Source organism: Pseudokineococcus lusitanus (genome assembly GCF_003751265.1).
Taxonomy (GTDB): domain Bacteria; phylum Actinomycetota; class Actinomycetes; order Actinomycetales; family Quadrisphaeraceae; genus Pseudokineococcus; species Pseudokineococcus lusitanus.
The window spans coordinates 105,915-131,376 of the sequence record NZ_RJKN01000001.1 but is presented as its reverse complement, the minus strand read 5'-3'; the positions used below and the strand labels follow the sequence as shown (position 1 = coordinate 131,376).

Genomic DNA, 25,462 nt, shown 5'->3' with positions numbered 1-25,462 from the left:
CGGCGGGGGTGGGGACCGGCCGCGGCCGTCGCCCCGGAGGGGGCGACGGCCGCGACGGGGAGCGGGGCGGTCAGCTGACCGTCACCCCGTTCCAGACCTCGTCCTGCACCGGGCTGGGCTCGTAGCCCTCGACCTCGGGGGCGAAGGCGAGCGACGGCACCGGGGAGGCCAGCGGGACGCCGGGCAGGAACTCCATGATCTGGTCGTTGATCGCCTCGTACGCGGGGCCCTGCTCGTCGGCGTCGGGCAGCTCGCGGGCCGCCGCCAGCGCGGAGAAGAGCTCGGGGTTGTCGAAGCCCCACTCGTTCTTCTCCGTGCCGAAGAACACGCCGACGAAGTTGTCGGGGTCGTTGTAGTCGCCGGTCCAGCCGAGCAGGTGCAGCCCGTGGTCGGGGCTGCCCTGGATGCGGTCGAGGTAGTCGGGCGACCAGGGCAGCGCGACCGGGTTGACCGTGATGCCGACGGCCTCGAGCTGGCTGCGCAGCGCGACGAAGGTGTCCTCCGGGCTCGGCATGTACGGCCGCGAGACGCCGGTCGGGTAGACGAAGTCGATGCTGAGGTCGGACTGGCCGGCCTCGGCGAGCAGCTCCTTCGCCCGCTCCGGGTCGTAGTCGTAGGTCTCGACGTCGTCGGAGAAGCCCGTGACGATGTCGGGCATGAACTGCGTCGCCGCGGTCGAGCCCTCGGGCATCGACTGGCTGATGACGGCGTCCTTGTCGATGGCGTGCGCGATGGCCTGGCGGACGCGGAGGTCCGCGAGCTCCGGCACGGCCTGGTTGAGCCCGAGGTACAGGACGTTGAACGGGTCCCGGTTCTCGATCTGGAAGCCGGCGTCCTCGAGCGCCTGCACGTCGCCGGGGGCCACGAGGTCGTAGCCGTCGACCTGGCCGCCCTCGAGCGCCTGCCGGCGGGCGTTGCCGTCGGCGATGGTCTGGACGACGACCTCGTCGAGCTGGGCGACGTCGCCCCAGTAGTCGTCGTAGCGCGTGAGGGTGACCGACTGGCCGCGCTCCCAGGAGTCGAACTGGAAGGGGCCCGTGCCGGTGGGGTGCTCGGTGCCGTAGGCGCTGAAGCGGACGTCGTCCTCGGAGCCGGAGAGGTTGTCGGCGTCGTACTCCTCCATGGCAGTGGGGCTCTGCATGGAGAAGGCGGGCAGCGACAGCGAGGCGATGAAGCCGGCGAAGGGCCGCGTGAGGGTGACGACGGCCGTCTGCTCGTCCTGCGCCTCGCAGCTGTCGTAGAGGCCGCCGACGAGCTCGGGGTCCTCGCTCTCGGCGAAGCCCTGGAACAGCGAGTTGTAGTAGTACGAGATGTTCTCGTTCTGCTGCAGACCGGTCCAGCTGTACCAGCGGTCGAAATTGGCGCAGACGGCCGCGGCGTCGAACGTCGTGCCGTCGTGGAAGGTCACGTCGTCGCGCAGGTCGAAGGTGTAGACGACGCCGGCGTCGTCGGTCTCCCAGGACTCCGCGAGCAGCGGGGCCGGGTCCGCGGTGCCCGGCTCGGTGCCGACGAGGCCCTCGAACATCTGGCGCGCCACACGGAAGGTCTCGCCGTCGCTGGCGAAGGCCGGGTCGAGGACGACGGGGTCCGAGCTCGCCGCGAAGACGAAGGAGCCGCCCCCGCCGGCCGTGTCGTCCCGCTCGCTCTGGACGCAGCCGGCGGTCGCCAGCAGCGCACCCGCCGCGAGGAGGGCCGCGGCCCGGCTCCTCGTGCTTCGGACCATGGTCGTCTCCCTGGGGTCAGCTCTGCCGCGACCGGTCCGGCCGACGGCGAAGAGACGCTAACCCTGCGGCCGCCCGGCCGGGGGAAGCCCGACGGCGCCGGAGGTCACGAGTCGGACACGGGCCGTACCGGGGTCAGTCGCCCTGCGGCGGTGCGCCCTCCGCGTCGAGGACGCCGCGCCGGACCTCCGCGAGGTCGCCGGTGGTCATCCCGGCGAGGCTGCCGACCACGGCGACGCCGGGCCGTGCGGGCACCACGACCGCGTGCGGCACGGCGACGACCGGCACCCCCGCCGCGGCGGCCGACGCGACGCCCGTGGGGCTGTCCTCGACGGCGAGGCAGTCCTCGGGGCGCAGGCCGAGGGCCTCGGCGGCGCGGAGGTAGGGCTCGGGGTGCGGCTTCCCGCGCTCGCAGACGTCGCCCGTGACGACGGCGGCGAAGGTGCCCTCGGGCAGGTGGCCGAGCATCGCGTCGGCGATGTGCCGCCACGACATCGTCACGAGGGCCTGGGGCACACCGGCCTCGGCGAGCTCGGCGACGAGCTCGCGCGCCCCCGGCCGCCAGCGCGGCCCCTTGACGAGGTCCGCGACGACGGACGCCGCCAGCACCTCGATGACCTCCGGCACGGGCAGGTCGACCCCGCCCTCGACGCGCAGGACCTCGGCCGAGACCTCGAGCTGGCTGCCGACGAGCGCCAGCGCCTGCTCGTCCGACCACGTGCCGCCGTGCGCCTCCACGAGGGCCCGCTCGGCCGCCCACCACACCGGCTCGGTGTCGACGAGCGTGCCGTCCATGTCCCACAGCACCGCGGCCGGCATCGCGGCCGCGAGCGGGACGGGGCGGTCGGGCGTCGTGGGGGTGGGCATGGCCCGAGTCTCCCAGGCGCGCCCGGGGTACCGCCGCCGGAGCCGCCCCTCCCGTCGCCCCGGCGCCCTCCGGGCAGCCGACGACGAGCCCCTCCTTCTCGACGTCGCTGCCGAAGGTGGGCCACGGGCCCTCTGCCGTCGACGTCGCTGCCGACGTAGGACGACAGGACGCGCTTCCGCCGACTTCGGCAGCGAAGTGGGGTGATGGGGTGCTCTCCCGACGACTTCGGCAGCGAAGTCGGGCTGCGGGAGCCGGTTGCCCCGATGTCCGGCGAGGGCGTCCCTCGTGGGCCCGTCCGCCGCCCGTGCGACGGGCGGGTCCACGGCGCGCCCGTAGGGTGGAGCGGCCCCGGCGAGCAGGCGCCGCGCCCGCGAGGGGCACCGACGAGGAGGACGTGGTGAGCGAGCAGGTGGGACGGTCCCGGGGCACCGAGGTGCCGGAGCTGAGGGACCCCGTCGTGCTCGCGGCCTTCGAGGGCTGGAACGACGCCGCCGAGGCCGCGAGCGGCGCGCTGGACCACCTCGCGCGGGTCTGGGGCGAGACGACCTTCGCCGAGCTGGACCCCGAGGACTACCACGACTTCCAGGTCAACCGGCCGGTCACGGGCTTCGACGAGGACGGCCGCCGCCGCATCACGTGGCCGACGACGCGGCTCGCGTGGGCGCGGCCCCCGGGGGGCGGGCGCGACGTCGTCCTCGTCCACGGCATCGAGCCGTCGATGCGCTGGCGGGCCTACACGCGCGAGGTGCTCGACCACGCCGAGGCGCTCGGCGCCCGCACGGTCGTCATCCTCGGCGCCCTGCTCGCCGACGTCCCGCACACGCGGCCCATCCCCATCACGTCGACGAGCGACGACCCGGGCCTCGAGCACCTGGCCCTCGAGCCGTCGCGCTACGAAGGCCCCACCGGCATCGTCGGCGTCGTCGGTGACACGGCGTCGAGCCGTGGGCTGCAGGCGGTCTCGCTGTGGGCGGCCGTGCCGCACTACGTCGGGCAGTCCCCCTCCCCCAAGGCCGTCATGGCGCTGCTGGGCCGCGTCGAGGAGGTCGTCGGCGCGGCCGTCCCGCTCGAGGACCTGGCCGAGGAGGCCGAGGCGTGGGAGCGCGGCGTCGACGAGCTGGCCGGCGAGGACGAGGAGATCGCCGAGTACGTCCAGCAGCTCGAGCAGGCCAAGGACACCGCCGAGCTGCCCGAGGCGAGCGGCGAGGCCATCGCCCGCGAGTTCGAGCGCTACCTGCGCCGGCGCGGCGACGACGACCAGCGGCCCCGGGGGCCCCGCGGCCCGTCCTGACCCCGGCCGCCCACCACGGCCGACGCCCCCGGCGCCCCCCTCGCGGGGCGGCGCCGGGGGCGTCGTCGTCCTGCCGGCGTCAGGCGCAGCCGGTGCCGGTGGTGCCCACCTCGTACGTCGAGCGGACCGAGCCGTCGCGCTGCCAGCGGGACACCGTCACGGTGGCGGTCGCGTCGTCGACGCCGCGGGGCAGGGCGACGACGTGCTCGTGCGTCGTCCCGGGGGCGAGCCGGACGGCCGTCGGCCGGCCGACGCGCGTGCCGTCCGCCCGCCGGACGACGACGCGGACGCCGACCCGTCCGGCCTCGCGGTTGGTCACCGATGCCGTCAGCGTGGTCCGCCGGATGTCGCACGACAGCGTGGCGGCGACGGAGGCCGCGACGCCGTCGGCGCTGCCGGGCGCCCAGCCCGGCGTCGCCGGCGCCGAGGCCGCCGTGGGGGCGGAGTCCTCGGCCCCGTCGGTCCCCCGGGCGACGACGACGACCGTGTGGGCGGTCCCGCGCTCGAGACCCCCCACCCGGCAGGTCGTCGCGCCGTCCGTCGAGCAGGTGGCCCCGCCCGGCGACGCCGTGACCGTGTAGCCGGCGACCGGGCCACCTGTGGTGGGGGCCGTCCACGCGACGTCCAGCGCCCCGTCGGCCGCCGTCGCGGTGACGCCGGTCGGCGCACCGGGCGCCTCCGGCTCGGCGGGCGGCTCGCCGTCGAGCCCGGCACGGAGCGTCGCCAGCTCGGCGGCGGTCACCGGCACGACGGTGCCGTGGCGCGGGTTCGCGGGCAGGTCGAAGGACTCCGCGACCTCCCAGTCCGGGGCGTCGAGGTCGGCCGTCCGCAGCGGGAGGTAGCCCCGGCCGCCGTACTCGTCGAGGAAGAGGTGGTACCCGGGACCGTTGACGTCCCCCTCGTTGGCCTCGAACACCGTCGGACCCTCGACCGCCCGGAGGCCGGCGTCGCGGCCGATGCACTCGTCCTGCGTCTCCCACGTCTGCGGGCCGTCCTCCAGGTCGACCGCCAGGAGGTCGCGGCTGCGCTGCTGGATGATGTCGGTGCAGCCGGTGACGCCGCTGCCCTCGTCCTTGACGAAGCGGTAGTAGGTCCCGTCCTCCTCGATCACCGTGGTGTCGATGACGGAGGTGCCGGGGAACTGCCAGACGGCCGGCTCCGTGAAGGTGCGGAAGTCGCGCGTCGTCGCGTACATCATCCGGTTGGCCTGGGCCGACGCCTTCTGCGGGTCGTCCTCGGGGTAGAGCTTGGACGCCCAGAAGACGACGTAGGACCCCAGCTCCTCGCTCCAGAAGGCCTCCGGCGCCCACGTGTTGCCGGCGTTCTCCGGCGACACGACGACCTGGCGCTGCTCCGACCACGTGACGAGGTCGTCGGACTCCCACACGTTGATCGACCGGCTGCCCCGCCGCTGCGAGTCGTCCCAGCTCGTGCCGGAGCCGATCGACAGGTCGGTGGCGATCATGAAGAACCTGTCCCCCTCGGGCGCCCGGACGACGAAGGGGTCACGCAGCCCACGGGTCCCGAGCTCCGAGCGCAGGACCGGCTGCCCGTCGTCCAGCTCGTCCCACCGCAGCGCGTCGTTGCCGCGGCTGGCGGCCATGAAGATGTTCTCGCCGGCCAGGCTGTCGCCCGTGAAGTACGCGAAGGCGTAGCCCTCGAAGGGCTCGACGTCGACGGCGGCCACGACGTGGAGGTCGAGGTCGCGTGTCGTCGTCGCCCCGCCGTACGTCACCGTCGCCGTGAGGGTGACCGTGACGTCGCCGTCGCCGCGCGTCACCTCGCCCGTGGGGGTGACCACGGCGGGGTCCGAGGACGCCCACGCGACCGTCGCCCCGCGGGACGTCGTCGGCAGCGTGACGTTTCCGCGCACCCGGTCGGCGTCCGGCACGGCGAGCGCGGCGGCAGCCTCGGCGGCCAGCGTCGCGTCGTCGGGCATCGCGGGCACCGTGACGGTGAAGGTCCTGCCGGCCGAGACCCCCCGGGCGGTCGCCGTGGCGGTCAGCGTGACGACGGCGTCCGGCTGCCCGAAGGCAGGACGCGTGACCGTCCCGTCGGCGGCGACGACCGTGGGTGCGTCGCTCGCCCACGTGATCGTCGTGCCGGCGGGGCCGGACGCCGGCAGCTCGAGGTCCTCCGTGACGGCGGACGTGTCGCCGAGGTCGAGGGCCGCGAGGTCGGCGGCCACGCGCTCCGCCGGGTCCGGGGCCAGTTCGGCCACCGCGTCGGCGTCCAGGGCGCCGTCGTAGACGCGGAAGTCGCGGACCTTCCCGATCAGACGGGCGTCGGCGTCGTAGAGGGAGCGGCCGACGTAGTTGGCGGTCGTCCGACCGCCGCCGAGGTCGCCGGGGCGGGTGGCGACGCCCGTGCGGGTGCCGACGAGGTCGCCGTCGAGGTAGAGCCGGGCCGTGCCGTCCTCGAGGGTGTACGTGAGCGTGCGCCAGACGCCCCGGGGCAGGGGCCCCGCCTCGCCCGCGACCGTCTCCTCGCCGGACCAGTTCGTCGGGGTGATCGAGGTGCGGTAGGGGTCGCCCGTGGCGAAGAGGTAGCCGTCGCCGACGCCGCCGCGCGTGTTGCCGAGCCCCCAGAGGAAGTAGCTGCCGCGCTGCGACGGGTCGACGAGCACCTCGGTGCTCACCGTGACGTCGTCGAGCCCCCGCAGGAGGTCGTCCGGCAGGTCGACGTAGGTGCTGCCGTCCAGCACGAGCCCGTCGGTGGCGGACCGCGCGCCGCCGCCGACGACCCGGGCGTCGCGCCCGCCGCCGGAGGCGTCGGTGACGACCTCCCCGCTCCCGAGCCGGAAGTCGTACGCGACGACGGGCTCGGGCCCGTCGCCCGGCTCCGGCTCCGGGTCGGGCCCCAGGACCTCGGCCAGGGTCACCGACTCGAGCGTCGGACGCACGGGGCGCAGCAGGCCGTCGGCGCCGTGCTCGAGGTGGTCGATCGTCACCTCGCGGTTCGTGCCGTCGCCGTCGGGCACGGCGAAGCGGTGGTAGGCGACGAGCCACTCGTCGGTGCCCGGCACCTGGACGGTCGAGTGGTGCCCGGTGCCGAGCAGCCCGAGGGAGGTGTCCTTGCGGAGGACGACGCCGCGGTTCGTCCACGGCCCCGTCGGCGACGGCCCGGTGGCGTAGCCGACGCGGTAGTCCTCGCTGCGCGTGTCGTCGATGGACCAGGTCAGGTGGTAGGTGCCCTGGCGCTCGTGCATCCACAGGCCTTCGCGGAAGCCGTCGAGACCCGGGATCTCGCGGACCTGGGCGGGGTCGTAGGAGACCATGTCGTCGGCCAGCGGCACGACGTAGGCGCGGCCGTTGCCCCAGTACAGGTACGACTGCCCGTCGACGTCCGTGAAGACGGCGGGGTCGATCTGCTGGGCACCGCCGTGGTCGGCCTTGTCGACGAGCGGGCGTCCCAGGGGCTCGGTGAAGGGCCCGGCCGGTGAGTCGCCGACGGCGACACCGATGTTCTGGTCCGCGCTGAAGTAGAAGTAGGTCTTCCCGTCCTTCTGCACCGCCGCCGGCGCCCACGCCCGGCCGTCGGCCCACGCCACGTCCGGCCCGAGGTCGAGGACCGTGCCGTGGTCCGTCCACTCGACGAGGTCCGTGGACGAGTACGCGTGGAAGGTGGTGCTCCCCCAGCCCGGGAAGCCGTCCTCCGTGGGGTAGAGGTAGAAGCGGCCGTCGTCGCCGGCCATGATCGTCGGGTCGGCGTGCAGGCCCGGCAGCGAGGGGCTGCGCATCTCCACGGCGCGGAGCTGCCACGTGCGCGTGGCGCCGTCGGCCCCCGTCACCACGTAGGGCACGGGGTCCCCGGAGAGGTCCTGCCGCGAGCCCGAGGGCGGGACGGACGTGGCGCCGTCGGCGAGCACCAGCTCCGGCGCCATGGCGGTGCGGTCGGTGCCGGGCCGGACGGGCAGCAGCACGGTGCCGGCGGCGGTGTCGACGACGGCGGGCACCTTGAGCGACGGCTCCGTGACGTCCGCGACGGCCGCGGTGCCGCCGGACGCCTGCAGCACCTCGGCGGCGGACAGCGCGCGGTCGTGCACCGCGAACTCCCGGAGCTCGCCGCGCAGGGTCGGGTCGGCGTCGTACACCGACCGCCCGAGGTAGGCGGCGGTCGTCCGCCCGTCGCCGATCGCGCCGGGTGCGGCGGTGACGCCCTCGGTGCGCGCGACCTCGAGGCCGTCGCGGTAGAGGACCGCCGTCCCGTCGGACAGCGTGTAGGTCAGGTGCGTCCAGACGCCGCGCGCCAGCGACGAGGAGGTCTGCACCACCTGCTCGTCGGACCAGTCGCCGAGGGACAGTCCCGTGCGGTAGGGGTCGCCGTCGGCGAAGAGGTAGCCGTCGCCGACGCCGCCGGTGGTGTTGCCGACGGCCCAGAGCATGTACTGCCCGCTCATCGCCGGGTCGACGAGCACCTCGGCCTCGACCGTGATGTCGGTGAGCCCCGCGAGCAGGTCGTCGGGGAGGTCGACGTGGTCGCCGTCGCCGTCGAGACGGAGGGAGCCCTCACCAGTGAAGGTGCCGCCGCGCACGACGGCGTCACGGCCGTGGCCGCTCGTGTCGGTGAGCCGCGTGCCCCCGTCGCCCTCGGCGTCGAAGGCGTACCGGACGACCTCCCCCGACGACGCCGCGGCAGCGGGCGCCGGTGGGGCGGGGGCGGCCACGGCGACCGGGGCCAGGAGGCCGGCGGCGAGGCCGAGCCCCAGCACGCCCGCGAGGGCGGTGGCCGGTGCCCGGCGGCGGGCGGGGACGGGGGGAAGGGGGCGGGGTGACGGCATCGTCGCTCCGGTCTGCGCGGGCGTCGTCGCCGTCGGACGACGGCGCTGGGAGGGGCGCCGGGGCGGACCGGTCCGGGCGTCGTCGCCCGGGCTCGCCGACCAGTTAGCGCTAACACCGGAGTGAAGCGGACAGACCGGACGATCGTCAAGGACGGACGTCGTCCCTCGGCGGCGGCGCGGTGCTGGCGCGCTCGACGAGGACGGGCGCCAGCACGACCCCCGCCGGTCGCTCCCCCCGCTCCACCTGCGCGAGGAGGATGCCCACGGCGGCGCGGCCCACCGCCGCGAAGTCCTGCCGGACGGTCGTCAGCGGCGGCGAGAAGAACGCGCCCTGCGGCAGGTCGTCGACGCCGACGACGCTGACGTCCTCGGGCACGCGCCGGCCGTGTCCGGCGAGCGCCCGCAGCACCCCGAGCGCCAGGTGGTCGTTGGCCGCGAGGACCGCCGTCGCCCTCTCGTCCAGCCGCTGCCCCGCGCGGTGGCCCGCGGCCGGGCCCCAGTCCCCCGGCAGGGGCGTCGGCACGGGCGCACCGGCGGCCTCGAGCGCGGTCCGCCAGCCGCGGGTGCGCGCCCGTGCCTCGTCCCAGCCGGGCGGGCCCTCGACGAGGTGGACGGTCCGGTGGCCGAGCCCGAGCAGGTGCTCGACGGCCAGCCGGGCGGTCGCGTCCTGGTCGACGACGGCGGACGGGACGCCCGCCACCGGGATGCCGGCCGCGAGGACGACGGGGGTGCCCGGCGGCACCGCGGCCACGGCGGCCGCCGCGCCGTCGCGGGGGGCCACGACGACGACGCCCTCGACCCCCTGCTCGACGAGCCGCACGGCGCAGGCGTGGACGTCGTCCGGCGCGGGCGACACGGCGCCCGCGGTCGTCACGGCGTAGCCGGCGGCCCGCGCGCCCCGCTCGACCGCCCACAGGGTCGACGCGGGGCCGTGGTGCTCGGTGCCGAAGGTGAGCACCCCCAGCGTCCGCGTGCGGCGGGTGACGAGGCTGCGGGCCACGGGGTCCGGGCGGTAGCCGAGCTCGCCGATGGCCCGGCGGACCCGCTCCAGCGTCGCCGGCCGGACGTCGTCCGGCGTGTTGAGGACCCGGGAGACGGTCTGGTGGGAGACCCCCGCCCGACGGGCGACGTCCTGCATGACGGGGCGGCGCCCGCCGGCGGTGGTCCCGGCGCTCACCGCCGTCGGCGGACGACGACGCGCTGGAGGACGACGAAGACGAGCAGCAGCGCGCCGACGAAGATCCGCGTCCACCAGGAGCTGAGGGTGCCCTCGAACGAGATGAGGGTCTGGATCACCCCGAGGACGAGCACGCCGAGCACGGAGCCGAGCACGAAGCCGACGCCGCCGGAGAGCAGCGTGCCGCCGATGACGACCGCCGCGATGGCGTCGAGCTCGAGGCCCAGCGCCGTGAGGCTGTAGCCGGACAGCGAGTAGATGCTGAAGAGCAGGCCGGAGATCGCCGCGCAGAGGCCGCTGATGGCGTAGGCGCCCACGCGGGCCCGGGCCACGGGCAGGCCCATGAGCGTGGCCGACGCCTGCCCGCCGCCGACGGCGTAGATCGTCCGGCCGAAGCGGGTGAGGTGCAGCACGACGACGGCGACCACGACGACGACGAGGGCCACGAGGACGTTGGGCGTGATGGTCACGGCGTCCGTCAGCGGGTAGTACGTCCCGGCCACCGCGCGGAACGTCTCGTCCTGGATGGAGATCGCGTCGGTCGAGATGACGTAGCAGAGCCCGCGGGCGAGGAAGAGGCCGGCGAGGGTGACGATGAAGGGCTGGACGTCGAGGTAGTGGATGACCAGGCCCTGCAGCAGCCCGAAGGTCGCCCCCATGACGAGGACGAGCACGACGACGAGTGGCGCGGACCAGCCCGCCTCGAGGCCCGCGGCCGCGACCATGGCCGACAGGGCCAGCACCGAGGCGACCGACAGGTCGATCCCGCCCGTGAGGATGACGAAGGTCATCCCCACCGCCAGCACGATGAGGTGCGCGTTGTCGATGAAGAGGTTGGCGAAGACCTGCGGCGAGCCGAAGTTCTCGTGCCGCACCGAGCCCGTGGCGAACATGACGAGGAACAGGACGAGCGTCGCCACGACGGGGACGAAGCGCGACCGCGCGTCCACCCAGCCGCGGACGCCGTGCCCCCTCGCGTCGCGGGCGGCCGTGCCCCCGGGGACCCCGCCGGGGACGCCGGGGGCGCCGGTCGGGCGGTGACGGAGGTCGCTGCTCATCGCTGACCCACCTTCTGCTCGGGGCGTGCGGGGGCGCCGGTGCTGCCGGCCGCGGCGGGGGGGTCCCCCGCGGGGGGACCGCCGGCCGGGGCGGGCCGGGGACGGCGTCGGCGGGGCCGCAGGGCGCCCCGCGCCGCCGGCGACTGGGACAGGAACAGCGCGATGACGACGACGGCCTTGAAGACGAGCGTCACCTCGGGCGGGACGCCGATGGAGTACACGGTCGTCGTGAGCGTCTGGATGATCATGGCGCCGACGAGCGTCCCGGTGAGCGAGTAGCGGCCGCCGGCGAGGGAGGTGCCCCCGATGACGACGGCGAGGATCGCGTCCAGCTCGATCCACAGGCCCGCGTTGTTGGCGTCGGCCGCGTTGACGTTGGCGCTGACCATGAGCCCGGCGACGCCGGCGCACAGGCCGGAGAAGACGTAGACGGTCCAGAGGATCGTCCGCGAGCGGACCCCGGCGAGCCGGCTCGCCTCCGGGTTGATGCCGACCGACTCGACGAAGAGGCCGAGGGCGGTGCGCCGGGTGACGAGCCCGACGGCGACGAGGACGGCGAGGCTGATGAGGATCGGGACAGGCAGGACGAGGAAGCCGGCCCCCACGGCGGTGAAGGTGTCGTTGTTCACCGTGACGATCTGGCCGTCGGTGATGAGCTGGGCGACACCCCGGCCGGCGGTCATGAGGACGAGCGTGGCGATGATCGGCTGGATGCCGAGCACGGCGACGAGGAAGCCGTTCCACAGCCCGAGCAGCACGCAGACGGCCACGGCGGTGGTCATGGCGACGAGCGCGGCGGCCGGGCTGGTGGGGTCCGGCGACGCGGCGATCATCACGCAGGCCACCGACCCCGCGATGGCGACGACCGCGCCGACCGACAGGTCGATGCCCCGGGTCGCGATGACGAGGGTCATGCCGACCGCCACGAGGAGGATCGGGGCGCCGTTCTTGAGGATGTCGACGAGGCTGCCGAAGAGCCGGCCGTCGCGGAGCTCGACGGACAGGAAGCCCGGGTTGACCGCGGTGTTGAGCGCGAGCAGGGCGACCAGGGCGAGGACGGGCCACAGCAGGCGGCTGCCGGTGACGCGCTGGAGGCGGCCCGGGCCGTCCCCGCGGGCGGCCCGACCGGTGGTCCCCGGCGCCGGGCTGGTGGGGGTGGTGCTCACGGGACCCTCCGGACGTCGTGGCCGTCGGCGGCCTGCGGGGTGGTGGGGGGCTGCGGCGCGGCGGCCTCGTCCTCGGACCGGGCGACCAGGCCCATGACCTCGTCGACGGTGGCGCCGCCCGGCAGCTCGGCGATCTTGCGGCGGTCCTTCATGACGACGACCCGGTTCGCCAGGCGCAGCACCTCCTCGAGCTCAGCGGAGATGAAGACGACGGCGGTGCCCGCCGCGGCGAGCTCGGTGACGAGCTGCGCGATCTGCGTCTTGGCGCCGATGTCGATGCCGCGCGTGGGCTCGTCGAGGATGAGGAGGCGGGGCTTCGTCACGAGCCAGCGCGCCAGCAGCACCTTCTGCTGGTTGCCGCCGGACAGGTTGCGCACGAGCGTGTCCGGCGACGCCGGCCGCAGGTCCAGCCGGCCGATGTACTCGTCGACGAGGGCGTCCTTCGTCCGCTGCGGCAGCGGGCGCATCCAGCCGCGGCTCGCCTGCAGGGCGAGGACGAGGTTGTCGCGCACCGACAGGTCGCCGACGACGCCCTCGGCCTTGCGGTCCTCGGAGCAGAAGGCGATGCCGGCGTCGATGGCGGCGCGGGGGCCCGCGCCGAGGCGGCGGCCGTCGACGAGGAGCTCGCCGCTGTCCGGCCGGTCGGCGCCGAAGAGCAGCCGGACGAGCTCGGTGCGTCCCGAGCCGAGGAGGCCGGCGAGGCCGACGACCTCGCCGGGGCGGACCTCGAGGTCGAAGGGCTCGACGCCCCCGCGGCGTCCGAGGCCGGTCGCGCGCAGCACCGGCTCGGCGGCGTCGGGCGTGGCGGCGTCCTCGGCGCGGCGGCCGACCTGCTCGACGGCGGCGAGCTCGCGGCCGAGCATCTCGCCGACGAGCTGGCGCCGCGACGTCTGCGAGACGTGGTGCTCCCCCACGAGCCGCCCGTTGCGGAGGACGGTGATGCGGTCGGAGATCTCGAAGACCTGCTCGATGAAGTGGCTGACGAAGAGGATCGCGACGCCCCGGTCGCGCAGGTCCCGCACGACGCGGAAGAGCTCGGCCACCTCGTCGGCGTCCAGGCTGGACGTCGGCTCGTCGAGGACGAGGACGCGCGCGTCGACGGCGATGGCGCGGGCGATGGCGACGAGCTGCTGCACGGCGATGGGGTGGCTGCCGAGCGTCGACGCGGGGTCGACCGCCAGCCCCATCCGGGCCAGCACCTCCCCGGCCCGGGCGCGCATGCCGCGGCCGTCGACCATGCCGAGCCGCCGGGGCTCACGGCCGAGGAGGATGTTCTCCGCGACGGTGAGGTTCGTGCAGAGGTTGACCTCCTGGTACACGGTGCTCACGCCGGCCTGCTGGGCGGCGGCGGGCACCGCGAAGGAGACGGGACGGCCGTCGAGGAGGACCTCGCCGGCCGTGGGCGTGTAGACGCCGGTCACGCACTTGATGAGCGTGGACTTCCCGGCGCCGTTCTCCCCCATGAGGGCGTGGACCTCGCCGGGCAGGAGGCGGAAGTCGACCTCCTGGAGGGCCTTCACGCCGGGGAACTCGATCGACAGGCCCCGGGCCTGCAGGACGGGCGCGGGCTCCGCGCCCGGGCTGCCGGGGGCGCGCGCCCCGTCCACGACGGGTGCTGCTGCTGGTGTGCTCATGGCCGTCTCCGCGTCCTTCCGGCGGTCCGGTGGGGTGCCCGGGCCCGCACCGCGCGGCGCCGCCCCCGGGACCGTGGTCCGGGGGGCGACGCCGCGCGCGGTGCCGCCCGTGGTGCGTGCTGCGGTCGGGGCGGGCTCAGTACTGGCGGTCGGCGAGGACCTCGGCGGCCTGCTCCTGCGTGAAGGTGCTCTCCTCGACGAGGACGCGCTTCTCGACCTCCTCGCCGGCGACGACCTGCTCGGCGAGCTCCATGAGCTGGTCGCCGAGCAGCGGGTTGCACTCGACGATGAAGTTGATCTTGCCCTCGGACAGCGCCGTCATGCCGTCCTTGACGGCGTCGACGGTGATGATCCGGATGTCCTGGCCGGGCACCTTGCCGGCCGCCTCGATGGCCTCGATGGCACCGAGGCCCATGTCGTCGTTGTGGGCGTAGACGACGTCGATGTCCGGCTGGCTCTGGAGGAAGGCCTCCATGACCTCGCGGCCGCCGGAGCGGGTGAAGTCGCCGGTCTGCGAGGCGACGATCTCGATGTTGCCCGCGTCGGCGATGGCGGACTCGAAGCCCTCCTTGCGGTCGATGGCCGGGGCCGCGCCCGTCGTGCCCTGGAGCTCGACGACGTTGACCTGGTCCTCGCCCTGCGTGTTCTCCACGAGCCACTCGCCGGCCTTCTCACCCTCGAGGACGAAGTCCGAGCCGAGGAAGGTCTCGTAGAGGGTGTCGTCCTGGGAGTCGACGGCGCGGTCGGTGAGGATGACGGGGATCTGGGCCCGCTTGGCCTCCTGCAGCACCGTGTCCCAGCCGGTCTCGACGACGGGGCTGAAGGCGATGACGTCGACCTGCTGCTGGATGTAGGAGCGGATCGCCTGGATCTGGTTCTCCTGTCGCTGCTGCGCGTCCGAGAACTGCAGCTCGACGCCGGCCTCCTCGGCGGCCTGCTGGATCGAGGCGGTGTTGGCGGTGCGCCAGCCGCTCTCCGCGCCGACCTGGGCGAAGCCCATGACGATCGCGTCGTCGTCGCCGCCCGCGCCCCCGCCGGCGGCCGGGGCGTCGCCGCCCGAGCCGCAGGCCGAGAGGGCGAGGACGAGCGTGGCGGCGGCAGCGGCGGCGGCCGCGCGGGTGGTGGTGGTGAGCACCGTGGTCCTCCAGACGGTGGGGGCTCCCTCGAGGAGCCGGTGGTGGAGGGGCGCCCGCCTCCTCGCGGACCCCCTGCTGCGCCGCACCCTTGCGGTCGCAGGAGCAAGAGTGAACGTTCACATCGGTCGTCGTCAAGCACTTCGGGACATGTCGCATGTTGCGCTTCGGCAACGGTGTTGACGGCGGCGTCCGCCGGTGCCGGCCGTGCGGGCGCACCACCGCGGGCGGGACGGCGTCCGCCGTCCCGTCCGCGGTGACCCGCTGCGGCGCCCGCTCTAGGAGAGGGCGAACCAGCTGAGCGCGCCCTGGCGGCCCGTCGTCAGCGTGCGGGAGCCGTGCCGCAGCCATCCGCCCCGGGGGTCGCCGACCAGCTGCAGCGCCGTCCCCCGCTCGTCGGTGGTGCGCAGGAAGGACGCCTGCGCCGCCCCCTCCGCGCCGGCCGCGAGCGCCTCGAGCCGGACGGTGCCGTCGACGACGCGCAGGTACGAGCCGGGCGTGTCCGCGGACTCGACCGACACGGTGGCCCCGCCGTCGAGGCCGGGCACGAGGCGCCACTGGGTCTGCCCCAGCTCGCGCACGTTCGGGTCGACCGACACGACGTCGCCGCGGTGGCGGACGAAGGACTGCGGCCGCGCCACCGGCGACAGCCGCACGGGCGGCGCCGCGCCCGCCCCGAGGGGGACGCCGAAGAGGGGCGTGCCGTCGTGCGCCCAGTACAGCCGCTGGACGCGGGCGTGCCGGTTCGGGTCGAACAGCGGGTCGCCGGTGATCTGCTCGTAGTCCCGGGCGTGGAACACCATGACGTCGAGGCCCTCGGGCGTCGTCGTGAAGGAGTTGTGCCCGGGGCCGAAGCGCGACGTCGGCGCGTGGCTGCGGAAGACCGGCTCCGGCGACTTCGACCAGGACGCCGGGTCGAGCAGGTCCGCGTCCTCGTCGGCCGTCAGCAGGCCCATCGCGTACCGCGCGTCCGTGGCGCTCGCCGAGTAGGTCATGAAGACCCGGCCGTTCCGGACGAGGACCGCGGCCCCCTCGTTGACGGCGAACCCCTGCCGCTCCCACGCCAGCGTCGGCGTCGAGATGCGGACGGGCTCGTCCGCGATGTCGGAGGGCGAGGACATCCGGGCGATGTAGAGGCTCGTGTTGACCGCGATCTCCGGCTCGGCCTGGGCCCAGACGTAGTAGCGCTGCCCGCGGTGGGCGAAGGTCGTCGCGTCGAGCTTGAAGGACCCCCACGGCGTCGTCACCTCGCGCGGCGCCGACCAGCCGGCGGGGTCGCGCGGGTCGGCCAACGCCGACTCGACGACGTACATCCGGATGTCGAAGGGCGCCCCGGCGTCGCCGGCGGCGAAGTAGACGTACCAGCGGCCGTCGATGCGGTGGAGCTCCGGGGCCCAGACGTACCCGCCCGTGACGCCGCTCGTCGGGCGCCGCCAGATGACGCTCTCCTCGGCGTCGGCGAGGCCCTCGAGGGTGGGGGCGCCGCGGACGACGAGGCGGTCGTACTCGGGCACCGAGCCGGTGAAGAAGTACGTGCCGTCGGTGCGGGGGGTGACGAAGGGGTCCGCGCGGTTCAGCACGAGCGGGTCGCGCGTGGTGACGCCGTAGACCTGCGCGTCGGTGAGGACGGGCTGCGGTGCGGCCGCCGCGGCGGCGGGGCCCGCCGTCGCGGCGAGGCCGAGCGGGGCCAGGGCGCCGAGGCCGAGGCCGGCCATCAGCATGCTGCGGCGGGACGGGCCGCCCGGGCCGTCGGTGACGGTGGTGGTGGTCGTGTCCATGGTGCGGCTCACCTCGTCGGGATGCGGAGGACGGTGACGGAGTTCGCGGGGAACGTCCGCGTGAAGGTGCTCGAGATACGGCTCACCGTCGTGGTGACGGGCTTGATCGGCTGCGCCGAGCGGGTGTTCTGCTGCAGCGGGTCGCCCTGGAGGACGGTCATCTGCGCGCGGCGGGCCAGGCGTCGGTCGTCGCCGAGGTCGAGCGTCGTGCGGGCGGCGCGGTCCTGGGCGTTGACGACCTTGACGAGCAGGTCGCCCGTCGCGGCGTCCTCCGTGACGACGTGGGCGAAGGGCTCGCTCACCGCGTCGTCGGTGAAGCTGCCCCACTCCTGGCCGTCGAGCAGGAGCGTGACCGTGGTGCCCCGCACCTGGACCTCGACGTCGTAGGTCCGGCCGTCCTCGACGCGCTGGTGCGCGCCCTCGTGGACGATCTGCTTGGCGCCGCCCGTGGCCTTCTCGACGACGCTGCGGGTGTTGCCCCAGCCGCCGATGTTCCACCAGTAGTAGTCGCCGCTGCCCTGCACGCCGAAGCCGACGAGGAAGCCCTCGGCCCCGGCCGTCTTCGTCGCCGTCAGCGAGATGTCGTAGTCCGTGGCCGTGATGTCCCCGCTGCGCACGAGCGTGTTCTCGGCGCGGACGTCGCTCTGGACGTACCGGCCGTCCTCGACCGACCACGTGCCGCCCGCGAGCCGCTCCCAGCCGGCGGCGTCCCCGTCGGAGAAGTCGTCCGCCAGGAGCGTCCCGCCGCCCGGCGTGGTGACGCGGACGTCGTCGTAGGCGGCGGTGGTCGCCCACGTCGACAGCCCGACGCCCCCGGTGATCGGCTTCGGCTCCACGACGGCCCCGGTGGCCGCGGACGGGACCACCTCGTCGCCGACGTTGGTCATGAAGAGCTTCTGCACCTCGTAGGACGTGCTGCCCCACGAGCGCTGCCCGTCGAACCAGATCATGTCCGGCCGCCACTGGGCGGAGTCGACGTCGGCGAGCAGCGGCGCGTACGAGGCCAGCTTGACGACGTCGGCGTTGCGCTCGAGACCCGTCATGTACGCCGCCTCGGCGAGGCTGTTCTGCCACCGGTTGTCGAGCGACGCGTACTCGCCGAGGAAGACCTCCGGCCCCTCGCGGTCGTAGCTGTCGTAGCGGTCGTTGTTCTGGAGGAACCAGGCGGGGCTGTTGTAGTAGTGCTCGTCGACCATGTCGACGTCGTTGGCGCGGTTGAAGTCCCAGTGCGCGTCGAAGGTGGCGCCCTCGTCGTCCGGGCCCGAGTTGCTGATGACGACCATGTCCGGGTACTTCGCCTTGATGGCCGCCTCGAACTGCAGGAAGTTCCGGCCGAACTCCCGCGGCAGGTTCTCCTCGTTGCCGACGCCGATGTGGGTGAGCCCGAAGGGCTCGGGGTGCCCCATCTCCGCCCGCAGGCCGCCCCACTCGGTGTCGACGCCGCCGTTGGCGAACTCGACGAGGTCGAGCGTGTCCTGGATGTGGCGCTGCAGGAGCTCGGGGTCGTCGGTGGCGCGGTTCTGGCCGCAGCCGGTCACGAGGGCCGGGACGACGGGCAGCGGCATCGCCCCGATGTCCTCGGCGAAGGTGAAGTACTCGTAGTAGCCGATCCCGTAGCTCTGGTTGTAGCCCCAGAAGTTGGCGTTCGTCGGCCGCTCCTCGACCGGCCCGACGGTGTCCTTCCACTGGTAGGAGCGCGCCCGCGGGTAGCCGTTCTCCGCGTCGTAGGAGTACATGCTGCCCACGTTGACGATGCAGCCGCCGGGGAAGCGCACGAAGCCGGGCTCCAGGTCGGCGATCTTCTGGGCGAGGTCCTTGCGCAGGGGCGAGACGCCGTTCTTGCCCACCCACCGGTCGGTCGGCATGAGGGAGACCATGTCCAGGCCGACCACGGACGCGGCGCCCGCCGTCAGGACGAGGCGGCCGGCGGCGGTCGTCCCGCTCGCGGTGAGGGTCGCCCGGTACTGCTTCCACTCGTCGCTGCCGTCGACGGCCACCGCGGCGGTGCCGAGGGCGCGGCCGCCCGGCCCCTGGAGGGCGACCGTCATCGTCTGCGCGGTCGAGGTGCGGGCCCACACCGAGAAGTCGTACGTGGCACCGGCCTTGAGCGCGACACCGCTGCCGGACCCGGTGTTGCGGACGCCGTCGCCCGCGCCGTCGGCGACGAGCCGGAAGTGGTTGCGGTTCCTCTCGTTGAGGCGGGTGTCGTCGTCCACGACGAGCGCGGGCGGCGCCGCTCCCCCGCCGTCGACGAGCTCCCAGCCGGTCGTCCCGGTCCAGCCCGCCCGGTCCGCGCCGTTGAACTCGAAGGAGCGGTTGCGCACGAGCTCGGCGTGCAGCCCGCCGTCGGCGGCGTTGTTGATGTCCTCGTAGAAGACGCCGTACATCGTGTCGTCGATGGCGGGGCCCGTGGCACCCTCCTCGACGGTGATCGTGTAGTCGAGCGGCGGCGCGGCGGGCGCCGCGGCACCGGCGGAGCCGGGCAGCAGCGTCAGCGCCAGCACGGCGCTCGCGGCGAGGCCGAGGCCTGCACGGGTGGGGGTCGTCATCGTCCCTCCGGGGGTGGGGTCGGGTCGGGGCGCCGGCGTGGCGCGGGCGCGGCGAGGGGCACGGTCGGCGGTGCCGTGGAACGGTCGCCCGAGCCGCCGCGGTGCGGCCAGGGCACCGGCGCGGCGGCGGCACGTGGTGGGACCGCCGTCGGATCTGTCCGGTGTGAGCGTGAACATACAACGTGGAAACTGCTCCGTGTCAACAGCCGGTGAGGGCCGGTGACACGGAGGCCTGCGCGGACGGCCGACGGGGACGCGCGCAGGGACACGAGCAGAGACGCCCGCGCGCGGTCAGGGGTACCCCGCGGTCGCGATCAGGCGCCTGCTCGTGGCCGGGACGGTTCCTGGAGCGCGAACGGGCGTCTGTTCGTGGCCGGGACGGTTCCTGGAGCGCGAACGGGCGCCTGTTCGTCGCCGGGACGGTTCCTGGAGCGCGAACGGGCGTCTGTTCGTGGCCGGGACGGTTCCTGGAGCGCGGACGGGCGCCTGCTCGCGACGGCTCGCGAGCGCGGTGCGGCTGGTCAGCCCCGGCGCAGGCGGACGCCCAGGAGGGCGTCGACGACGTCGGCGACGAGCCCGGGCGCCGTGGCCGAGCCGCTGCCCGCCCCAGGGTCCGCGGCGAGCGCCGCGTCCGCCCACGCGTCGACGACGGCCAGCGCGCCCGGCGCGTCGAGGTCGGCGGCCAGGCGGCTGCGGACGCCGTCGAGCACGCGTCCGGCGTCGGGACCGGTCGGGAGGGCGACGGCGGCTCGCCAGCGGTCGAGCCGCTCGCGGGCGGTGGCGAGCCCCTCGTCGGTCCAGGACCAGTCCGAGCGGTAGTGGTGCGCCAGCACGGCGAGGCGGATCGCGGACGGGTCCTCGCCGGCCCGCCGCAGCGTCGAGACGAGCACGAGGTTGCCGCGCGACTTGCTCATCTTCTCGCCGTCGAGCGCGACCATCCCGCCGTGGGCGTACAGGCGGGCGTACGGGGCGTCGCCGGTCAGCACCTGGCCGTGGGAGGCGCCCATCTCGTGGTGGGGGAAGACGAGGTCCGAGCCGCCCCCCTGGACGTCGAAGCCGACGCCGAGGTGGTCGAGGGCGATGGCCACGCACTCGACGTGCCAGCCGGGCCGGCCGGGTCCGAGGTCGCCGCCGTCCCACGACGGCTCCCCCTCCCGCTCGGCGCGCCAGAGGACGGGGTCCAGCGGCGAGCGCTTGCCCGGCGTGGCGGGGTCTCCCCCTCGCTCGGCGAACAGGCGCGCCATCGTGGCGGCGTCGTACCCGGAGACCTCGCCGAAGCGGGGGTCGGAGGCGACGTCGAAGTACACGTCGGCGGAGCCCTCGGGCGAGTAGGCCGCGCCCGCGGCAACGAGCCGGCGGACGGCCTCCGCGGCGCGCGGGACGGTCTCCACCGCACCGAGGTACACGTCCGGCGGGACGACGCCGAGCGCCGTCATGTCCTCGCGGAAGAGGTCCGTCTCGCGGACGGCGAGGTCGCGCCAGTCCTCGCCCGTCGCCGCGGCGCGCTCGAGCAGCGGCTCGTCGACGTCGGTGACGTTCTGCACATACTGCACCCGGTGCCCGGCGTCGCGCCAGGCGCGGACGAGCAGGTCGAAGGCCAGGTACGTCGACGCGTGGCCCATGTGCGTGGCGTCGTACGGCGTGATGCCGCAGACGTAGAGCCCGGCGGCGCGGCCGTCCTCGTCCTCGCCGGGCCCCGCGGGGCGAAGCTCGCGGCTCGCCGTGTCGTGGAGCCGGACCGGGCCGCCCCGTCCCGGGAGGTGTGGCAGGTGCGGGGACGACCAGGACTTCACGTCCGCGACCCTAACCGCCGCCGGAGGGGGCGGCCGACCCGCTCGCCGGCCCGGCCGGGCCGCGGGGCCCGGCGGTCAGAAGACGGGCCAGGGCACCGCGCTGCGGTGCTGGGGCGGCTGCGGCATGACGGCCCCGCGGAGCAGCCGGTCGGTCCGGGTCCGCAGGGCCCGCACCTCCCGCGCGGTCAGCAGGGGCGCGAGCGCCTCGCCGAGCGACCCGCGGAGGGCCCCGGCCAGCCGGTCGAGCGCCGCGAGCTGGTCGTCGGGCAGCGGCTCCCCCGCGAAGCCCCACAGGACGGTCCGCAGCTTGCCCTCGGCGTGCAGCACGAGGCCGTGGTCGATGCCGTGGACCGGCGGGTCGCCGCCGTCGCGTCCCCGCTCCACCTCGGTGCCGGGGTCGACGGCCTCCGGCCGGCCCAGGAGCAGGTGCCCCGCCTTGCGGTCGGCGTTGTTGGCGACGACGTCGAGCACGGCGACGGACAGCAGCCGCGGGTCGGCGGCGTGGACGAGGGTCACCGGCTCGCCGTCGCGGCCCCAGGCGTCGAGGACCCCGGTGAAGCCGTCGGGCACCGCGTGGAGCGGGACGACGTCGACCAGCCCGGCGCCCGGCTCGCCGAGGAGCAGCCCGTCGTCCTCCTCGTCCTCGTCCTCGAGGACGCCGTCCCGGGCGGCCTCCGGGTCCAGGGGGGCGCCGCGGGGCGGCTCCACCCAGCGCTGGACGGAGCCGGGGCCGAGCGGACCGTCGCGCAGGACCGTCGTGGGGACGACGCCCCAGCCGCCGCCGCGGGAGACGAGGTGGGCCGCGACCTCGCGCGCCGCGAGCGTGCCGTCGGGGAAGTCGTGGAGCGGCCGCTCGCCGCGGACGGGCTTGTAGACGCAGCGCACCTCGAGCCCGTCGGCGCGGCACACGGCGAGGAGCGTGACGTTGGAGGAGCCCGTGATGCGGCCGAGCACCTCGAGCTCGCCGCGGGCGAGGAGCGCGGCGAGGTCGTCGCCGTCGGGGGGCAGCCGCGGGGCGCGGGGCCGCGCGGCGTCGGCGGTGCTCAGCGGCGGTAGCCGTTGGCGCGCGGGCAGACGTGGCCCTCGGGGTCCAGCGGGCCCGAGCAGAAGGGGCACGGCGGGCGGCCGGCGGCCACGAGGGCGAGGGCGCGACGGGCGAAGTGCCGGGCGCCGGCGCCGGAGAGGCTGACGCGCAGGAGGCTCCGGGCCCCGGGCTCGTCGGCGACGGGGTCCACCTCGTCGTCCTCTCCCTCGACCGAGAAGCACTCGATGATGACGACGCCGCGGTCGCCGTCCCACTGCAGGCTCATCGTGCCGACCCGGAACTCCTCCTCGATGGGGGTGTCGAGGGGGTCGGTGTCCGCCGCGCCGAGCGGGGCCACGGCCGGGACGGGGGCCTCGCCGGCGCTGCGCCGCACGACCTCGTCGAGGAGCTCCTCGACCTTCTCGGCCAGCGTGGCGACCTGCTGCTTCTCCAACGAGACGGAGACGACGACGGGGACCGGGCCGCTGCCGCGCCCGCGCGCCTGGAGGAAGAAGGTGCGGGAGCCGGCGGGGCCGACGGTGCCGGCGACGAAGCGGTCCGGCGGGTCGTAGTCGAAGACCTGCGCCATGCCGCCGAGACTAACCGGCCCCGGCGCGGCCGCCCCGTGACGCGGCGGGACCGGTCCGCCGGGGCGCACGGACGGGCGGGCTCAGGCGCCGGCGCCGCCGCCGACCGCCGCGTCCGAGGAGGCCGCCCGCCGACGGCGCCGGGGCGGCGGCGCGAGCCCGGAGAGGTCGCCGCCGGTGTCGTTGGTGCGCACGACGAAGGGGCGCAGCGGGGTGTAGCGGACGACGGACACCGACGCCGGGTCCACCACGACGCGCTGGAAGGCGTCGAGGTGGAGCCCCAGGGCGTCGGCCAGCACGGCCTTGATGACGTCGCCGTGGGAGACGGCCACCCACACGGCGTCCGCGCCGTGCTCGTCGGCCACCCGGGCGTCGTGCTCGCGGACGGCGGCCAGCGCGCGGGCCTGGACGTCGCGGAGCGACTCCCCGCCCGGGAACTGCGCGGCGCTGGGGTGGCCCTGGACGACCTTCCAGTGCGGCTCCTTGGCCAGGTCGGCGAGCTTCCGCCCCGTCCACGCGCCGTAGTCGCACTCGAGCAGGCGCGGCTCGTGCACGAGCGCGGGGCGCGGCCGGCGCGCCGTGCCGCCCTCGGCGAGGAGAGCCTCCGCGGTGGCGACCGTCCGCTCCAGCGGGCTGGCGACGCAGGCGGCGAGGGGGACGGCCGCGAGCCGGCGTCCGAGGGCCGCGGCCTGGGCGGCCCCGCTCTCGTCGAGGCCGACCCCGGGGCTCCGGCCGGCGAGGACCCCGGTGGCGTTGGCGGCCGTCCGGCCGTGTCGGACCAGCAGCAGCGTCGGCACGCCCGTCACCATAGGGCGCCGTCGCCGACCGCCCCGGGCGCGGCCGCCGTCCGTCCCGGACGGGCCGCCGCACCGCCGTCGCGAGGAGACGCCGTGGCCGTCACCGCCGTGGTCCGCACGTGCGACGGGTCGACGCTGTCGCCCCCGCGCGACGCCCGGCCCCCCGAGGGTCCGGAGGCGGCCCGCTCGGCGCTGGCGGCCGCGGTCGAGGCGCACCGGCGGGACGGCGGCTACGTGTGGGTCCACCTCGACGACCCGGGCCCCGACGACCTCGCCGGCGTCGACGCCGCCCTCGGCGTCCACCCGCTCGCGGTCGAGGACCTCACGGCCGGCCGCCAGCGGCCGAAGCTCGAGCGCTACCTCGGCGAGCACGGCGGGTCGCTGGTGCTCAGCCTGCGCCCCGTCACGCTCGACCGGCCGGGGAGCCCGCACGCCGCCGTGGAGACGGGCGAGGCGCTCGTCGTCGTCGGCGACGCGTGGGTGCTGTCGGTGAGCCGCGGCGACGACGCGGACGTCGTGCCCCGCGCCGCGGCCCGGCTGGGCGAGGAGGGCCGGGCCGCGGGTGGGCCGGGGCCGGACCTGGGGCCGGTCGCCGTCCTGCACGCGGTCGTCGACGTCGTCGCGGACGACGCGGTCGCCGTCGCGGTGGCGCTCGAGGACGAGGTCCAACGGCTCGAGGAGCGGGTCTTCAGCACCGACCGCGGCGCCGGGACGACGGCGCACATCTACGCCCTCAAGCGGGAGGTGCTCGAGCTCGGGCGGGCGGTGCGCCCGCTCGTCGAGCCGACGCGACGGCTGTGGCAGGGCGACCTCGAGCTGGTGCCGCACGGCGCCCGGGTCTTCCTCCGCGACGTCGCCGACCACGTCCTCCAGGCCGCCGAGTCCGCGGACGGCAGCGACCGCCAGCTCGGCGACGTCCACAGCGCGCACCTGGCCCAGGTCGGGCTGCAGCAGAACGAGGACGCCCGGCGCATCTCGGCGTGGGCGGCCCTCTTCGCCGTCCCCACGCTCGTCGCGGGCGTCTACGGCATGAACTTCGTCCACATGCCCGAGCTCCAGTGGCGCTACGGGTACCCGGGCGCCCTGCTGCTCATGGTCGTCGCCTGCCTGCTGCTGCACCGCGCCTTCCGGCGCTCCGGCTGGCTCTGAGCCGCCCCGCCCGAGGGGGCGGGTCAGGGAGCGGTCGTCGGCGCGAGCGGCGGGTCGACGACCGGCGTGGCGTCGACGACGCCGAAGGAGAGCAGCAGCACGAGGACGAGCGCGAGGCCCAGCCGGTAGTAGACGAACGGCCGGAAGGTGTGGGTGCTGATGTAGCGCAGCAGCCACGCGATGACGGCCAGCCCGACGCCGAAGGAGACGACGGTCGCGAGGATCGTGGGGCCCCAGTCGACGGAGCCGGCGCCGCCCTCCCCGAGCTCCGAGACGAGCTGGTAGCCGCCGGAGGCGACGACGGCGGGGATGGCGAGGAGGAAGGCGTACCGGGCGGCGTCCTCGCGGCGGTAGCCCAGCAGCAGGCCCATGGTGATCGTGCCGCCGGAGCGCGAGACGCCGGGGATGAGGGCCAGCGCCTGCGCCAGGCCGTAGAGGACGCCGTCCCGCCAGGTGAGGTCCCGGAGCGACTTCCGCTGCGAGGCGGTGGCGTCGGCGAAGGCGAGCAGGAGGCCGAAGCCGGCGAGCGCGGCCGCGGTGATCCAGAGGCTGCGGAGCTGGGTCTCGATGGCGTCCTGGAAGACGAGGCCGAGGACGCCGATGGGGATCGAGCCGAGGATGACGAGCCAGCCCATCCGGGCGTCGGGGTCGTCGCGCGGGACACGGCCGACCAGCGACAGCGACCACTGCTTGATGATCCGGACGACGTCGCCCCAGAAGTACACGAGGACGGCGGCCTCGGTGCCGAGCTGGATGATCGCCGTGAAGGCGGCGCCCGGGTCGCGGCCCTCGAAGAACAGCTGGCCGACGATGCTCACGTGGGCGCTGGAGGAGATCGGCAGGAACTCCGTGAGGCCCTGGACGAGGCCGAGGACGAGCGCCTCGAGCCACCCCATCAGGCGACCGCCGTCGTCGGGCGGCGCGTCGGCCGGGGGCGGCGGGGCTGGGGCGGCTGGG

The 25,462-nt window shown here is 75.3% G+C and carries 17 protein-coding genes; 2 read left to right on the top strand and 15 right to left on the bottom strand.

Annotated elements, in window-relative coordinates:
* Positions 1–70: 70 nt before the first annotated feature.
* Together EDC03_RS00530 and EDC03_RS00525 are read right to left on the bottom strand one after the other, a co-directional pair.
* Positions 71–1,723 carry an ABC transporter substrate-binding protein gene (locus EDC03_RS00530; protein ID WP_123378272.1) on the bottom strand — a complete coding sequence of 551 codons (1,653 nt, stop codon included), beginning with the start codon at positions 1,721–1,723 and terminating at the stop codon, positions 71–73.
* 133 nt (positions 1,724–1,856) lie between these two features.
* Complete coding sequence (locus EDC03_RS00525) at positions 1,857–2,588, bottom strand: HAD family hydrolase (protein ID WP_123378271.1); 732 nt, start codon at positions 2,586–2,588, stop codon at positions 1,857–1,859.
* A gap of 398 nt (positions 2,589–2,986) precedes the next feature.
* Between EDC03_RS00525 and EDC03_RS00520 the strand changes: the two genes are divergently transcribed.
* Entirely contained in the window at positions 2,987–3,880 is an 894-nt protein-coding gene (locus tag EDC03_RS00520) for a PAC2 family protein (protein WP_277872049.1), read from the top strand.
* Between the two features lie 79 nt (positions 3,881–3,959).
* Here the strand turns inward: EDC03_RS00520 and EDC03_RS00515 are convergent, their stop codons facing one another.
* The 12 genes from EDC03_RS00515 to EDC03_RS00460 all read right to left on the bottom strand — a co-directional run bounded on the left by EDC03_RS00515 (position 3,960) and on the right by EDC03_RS00460 (position 23,356).
* Positions 3,960–8,660 carry a family 43 glycosylhydrolase gene (locus EDC03_RS00515; protein ID WP_123378270.1) on the bottom strand — a complete coding sequence of 1,567 codons (4,701 nt, stop codon included), beginning with the start codon at positions 8,658–8,660 and terminating at the stop codon, positions 3,960–3,962.
* 145 nt (positions 8,661–8,805) lie between these two features.
* On the bottom strand, positions 8,806–9,837 hold the full coding sequence (locus EDC03_RS00510; RefSeq protein ID WP_199719814.1) for a LacI family DNA-binding transcriptional regulator: 1,032 nt from the start codon (positions 9,835–9,837) through the stop codon (positions 8,806–8,808).
* A complete protein-coding gene (yjfF, locus tag EDC03_RS00505) occupies positions 9,834–10,895 on the bottom strand; it encodes a galactofuranose ABC transporter, permease protein YjfF (protein WP_123378269.1) in 1,062 nt (353 codons plus the stop codon). The genes EDC03_RS00510 and yjfF overlap by 4 nt, the downstream gene beginning before the upstream one ends.
* The gene (locus EDC03_RS00500; RefSeq protein ID WP_422393778.1) at positions 10,892–11,965 is read right to left on the bottom strand and encodes an ABC transporter permease; all 1,074 of its coding nucleotides are present in this window, start codon (positions 11,963–11,965) and stop codon (positions 10,892–10,894) included. Before EDC03_RS00500 ends, yjfF begins: the two co-directional genes overlap by 4 nt.
* A gap of 92 nt (positions 11,966–12,057) precedes the next feature.
* Positions 12,058–13,695, bottom strand: coding sequence for a sugar ABC transporter ATP-binding protein (locus EDC03_RS00495; RefSeq protein WP_123378267.1), 1,638 nt, complete (start codon positions 13,693–13,695; stop codon positions 12,058–12,060).
* Positions 13,696–13,831: 136 nt separating this feature from the next.
* Positions 13,832–14,830 (bottom strand): ABC transporter substrate-binding protein, encoded by a 999-nt coding sequence (locus tag EDC03_RS00490; RefSeq protein ID WP_123378266.1) that lies wholly within the window; start codon positions 14,828–14,830, stop codon positions 13,832–13,834.
* A gap of 276 nt (positions 14,831–15,106) precedes the next feature.
* Entirely contained in the window at positions 15,107–16,606 is a 1,500-nt protein-coding gene (locus EDC03_RS00485) for a family 43 glycosylhydrolase (RefSeq protein WP_123378708.1), read from the bottom strand.
* A gap of 8 nt (positions 16,607–16,614) precedes the next feature.
* Positions 16,615–19,155: an alpha-L-arabinofuranosidase C-terminal domain-containing protein gene (locus tag EDC03_RS00480; protein ID WP_123378265.1), complete on the bottom strand. Its 2,541-nt coding sequence runs from the start codon at positions 19,153–19,155 to the stop codon at positions 16,615–16,617.
* Positions 19,156–19,676: 521 nt separating this feature from the next.
* Positions 19,677–20,948, bottom strand: a complete 1,272-nt coding sequence (mshC, locus tag EDC03_RS00475) for a cysteine--1-D-myo-inosityl 2-amino-2-deoxy-alpha-D-glucopyranoside ligase (protein WP_123378264.1) — start codon at positions 20,946–20,948, stop codon at positions 19,677–19,679.
* A gap of 75 nt (positions 20,949–21,023) precedes the next feature.
* Positions 21,024–22,064, bottom strand: a complete 1,041-nt coding sequence (locus EDC03_RS00470; protein ID WP_241966942.1) for an SCO1664 family protein — start codon at positions 22,062–22,064, stop codon at positions 21,024–21,026.
* Complete coding sequence (locus EDC03_RS00465; protein ID WP_123378263.1) at positions 21,992–22,561, bottom strand: DUF3090 family protein; 570 nt, start codon at positions 22,559–22,561, stop codon at positions 21,992–21,994. Before EDC03_RS00465 ends, EDC03_RS00470 begins: the two co-directional genes overlap by 73 nt.
* An 81-nt stretch (positions 22,562–22,642) precedes the next feature.
* Entirely contained in the window at positions 22,643–23,356 is a 714-nt protein-coding gene (locus EDC03_RS00460; protein WP_199719813.1) for an MSMEG_4193 family putative phosphomutase, read from the bottom strand.
* 93 nt (positions 23,357–23,449) lie between these two features.
* Here EDC03_RS00460 and EDC03_RS00455 point away from each other — a divergent pair, with 93 nt between their 5' ends.
* Positions 23,450–24,505: a magnesium and cobalt transport protein CorA gene (locus EDC03_RS00455; protein ID WP_158674152.1), complete on the top strand. Its 1,056-nt coding sequence runs from the start codon at positions 23,450–23,452 to the stop codon at positions 24,503–24,505.
* Between the two features lie 23 nt (positions 24,506–24,528).
* On the opposite strand, the gene EDC03_RS00450 is transcribed toward EDC03_RS00455, so the two are convergent.
* Positions 24,529–25,401, bottom strand: a complete 873-nt coding sequence (locus tag EDC03_RS00450; RefSeq protein WP_123378261.1) for an undecaprenyl-diphosphate phosphatase — start codon at positions 25,399–25,401, stop codon at positions 24,529–24,531.
* Between the last annotated feature and the right edge of the window lie 61 nt (positions 25,402–25,462).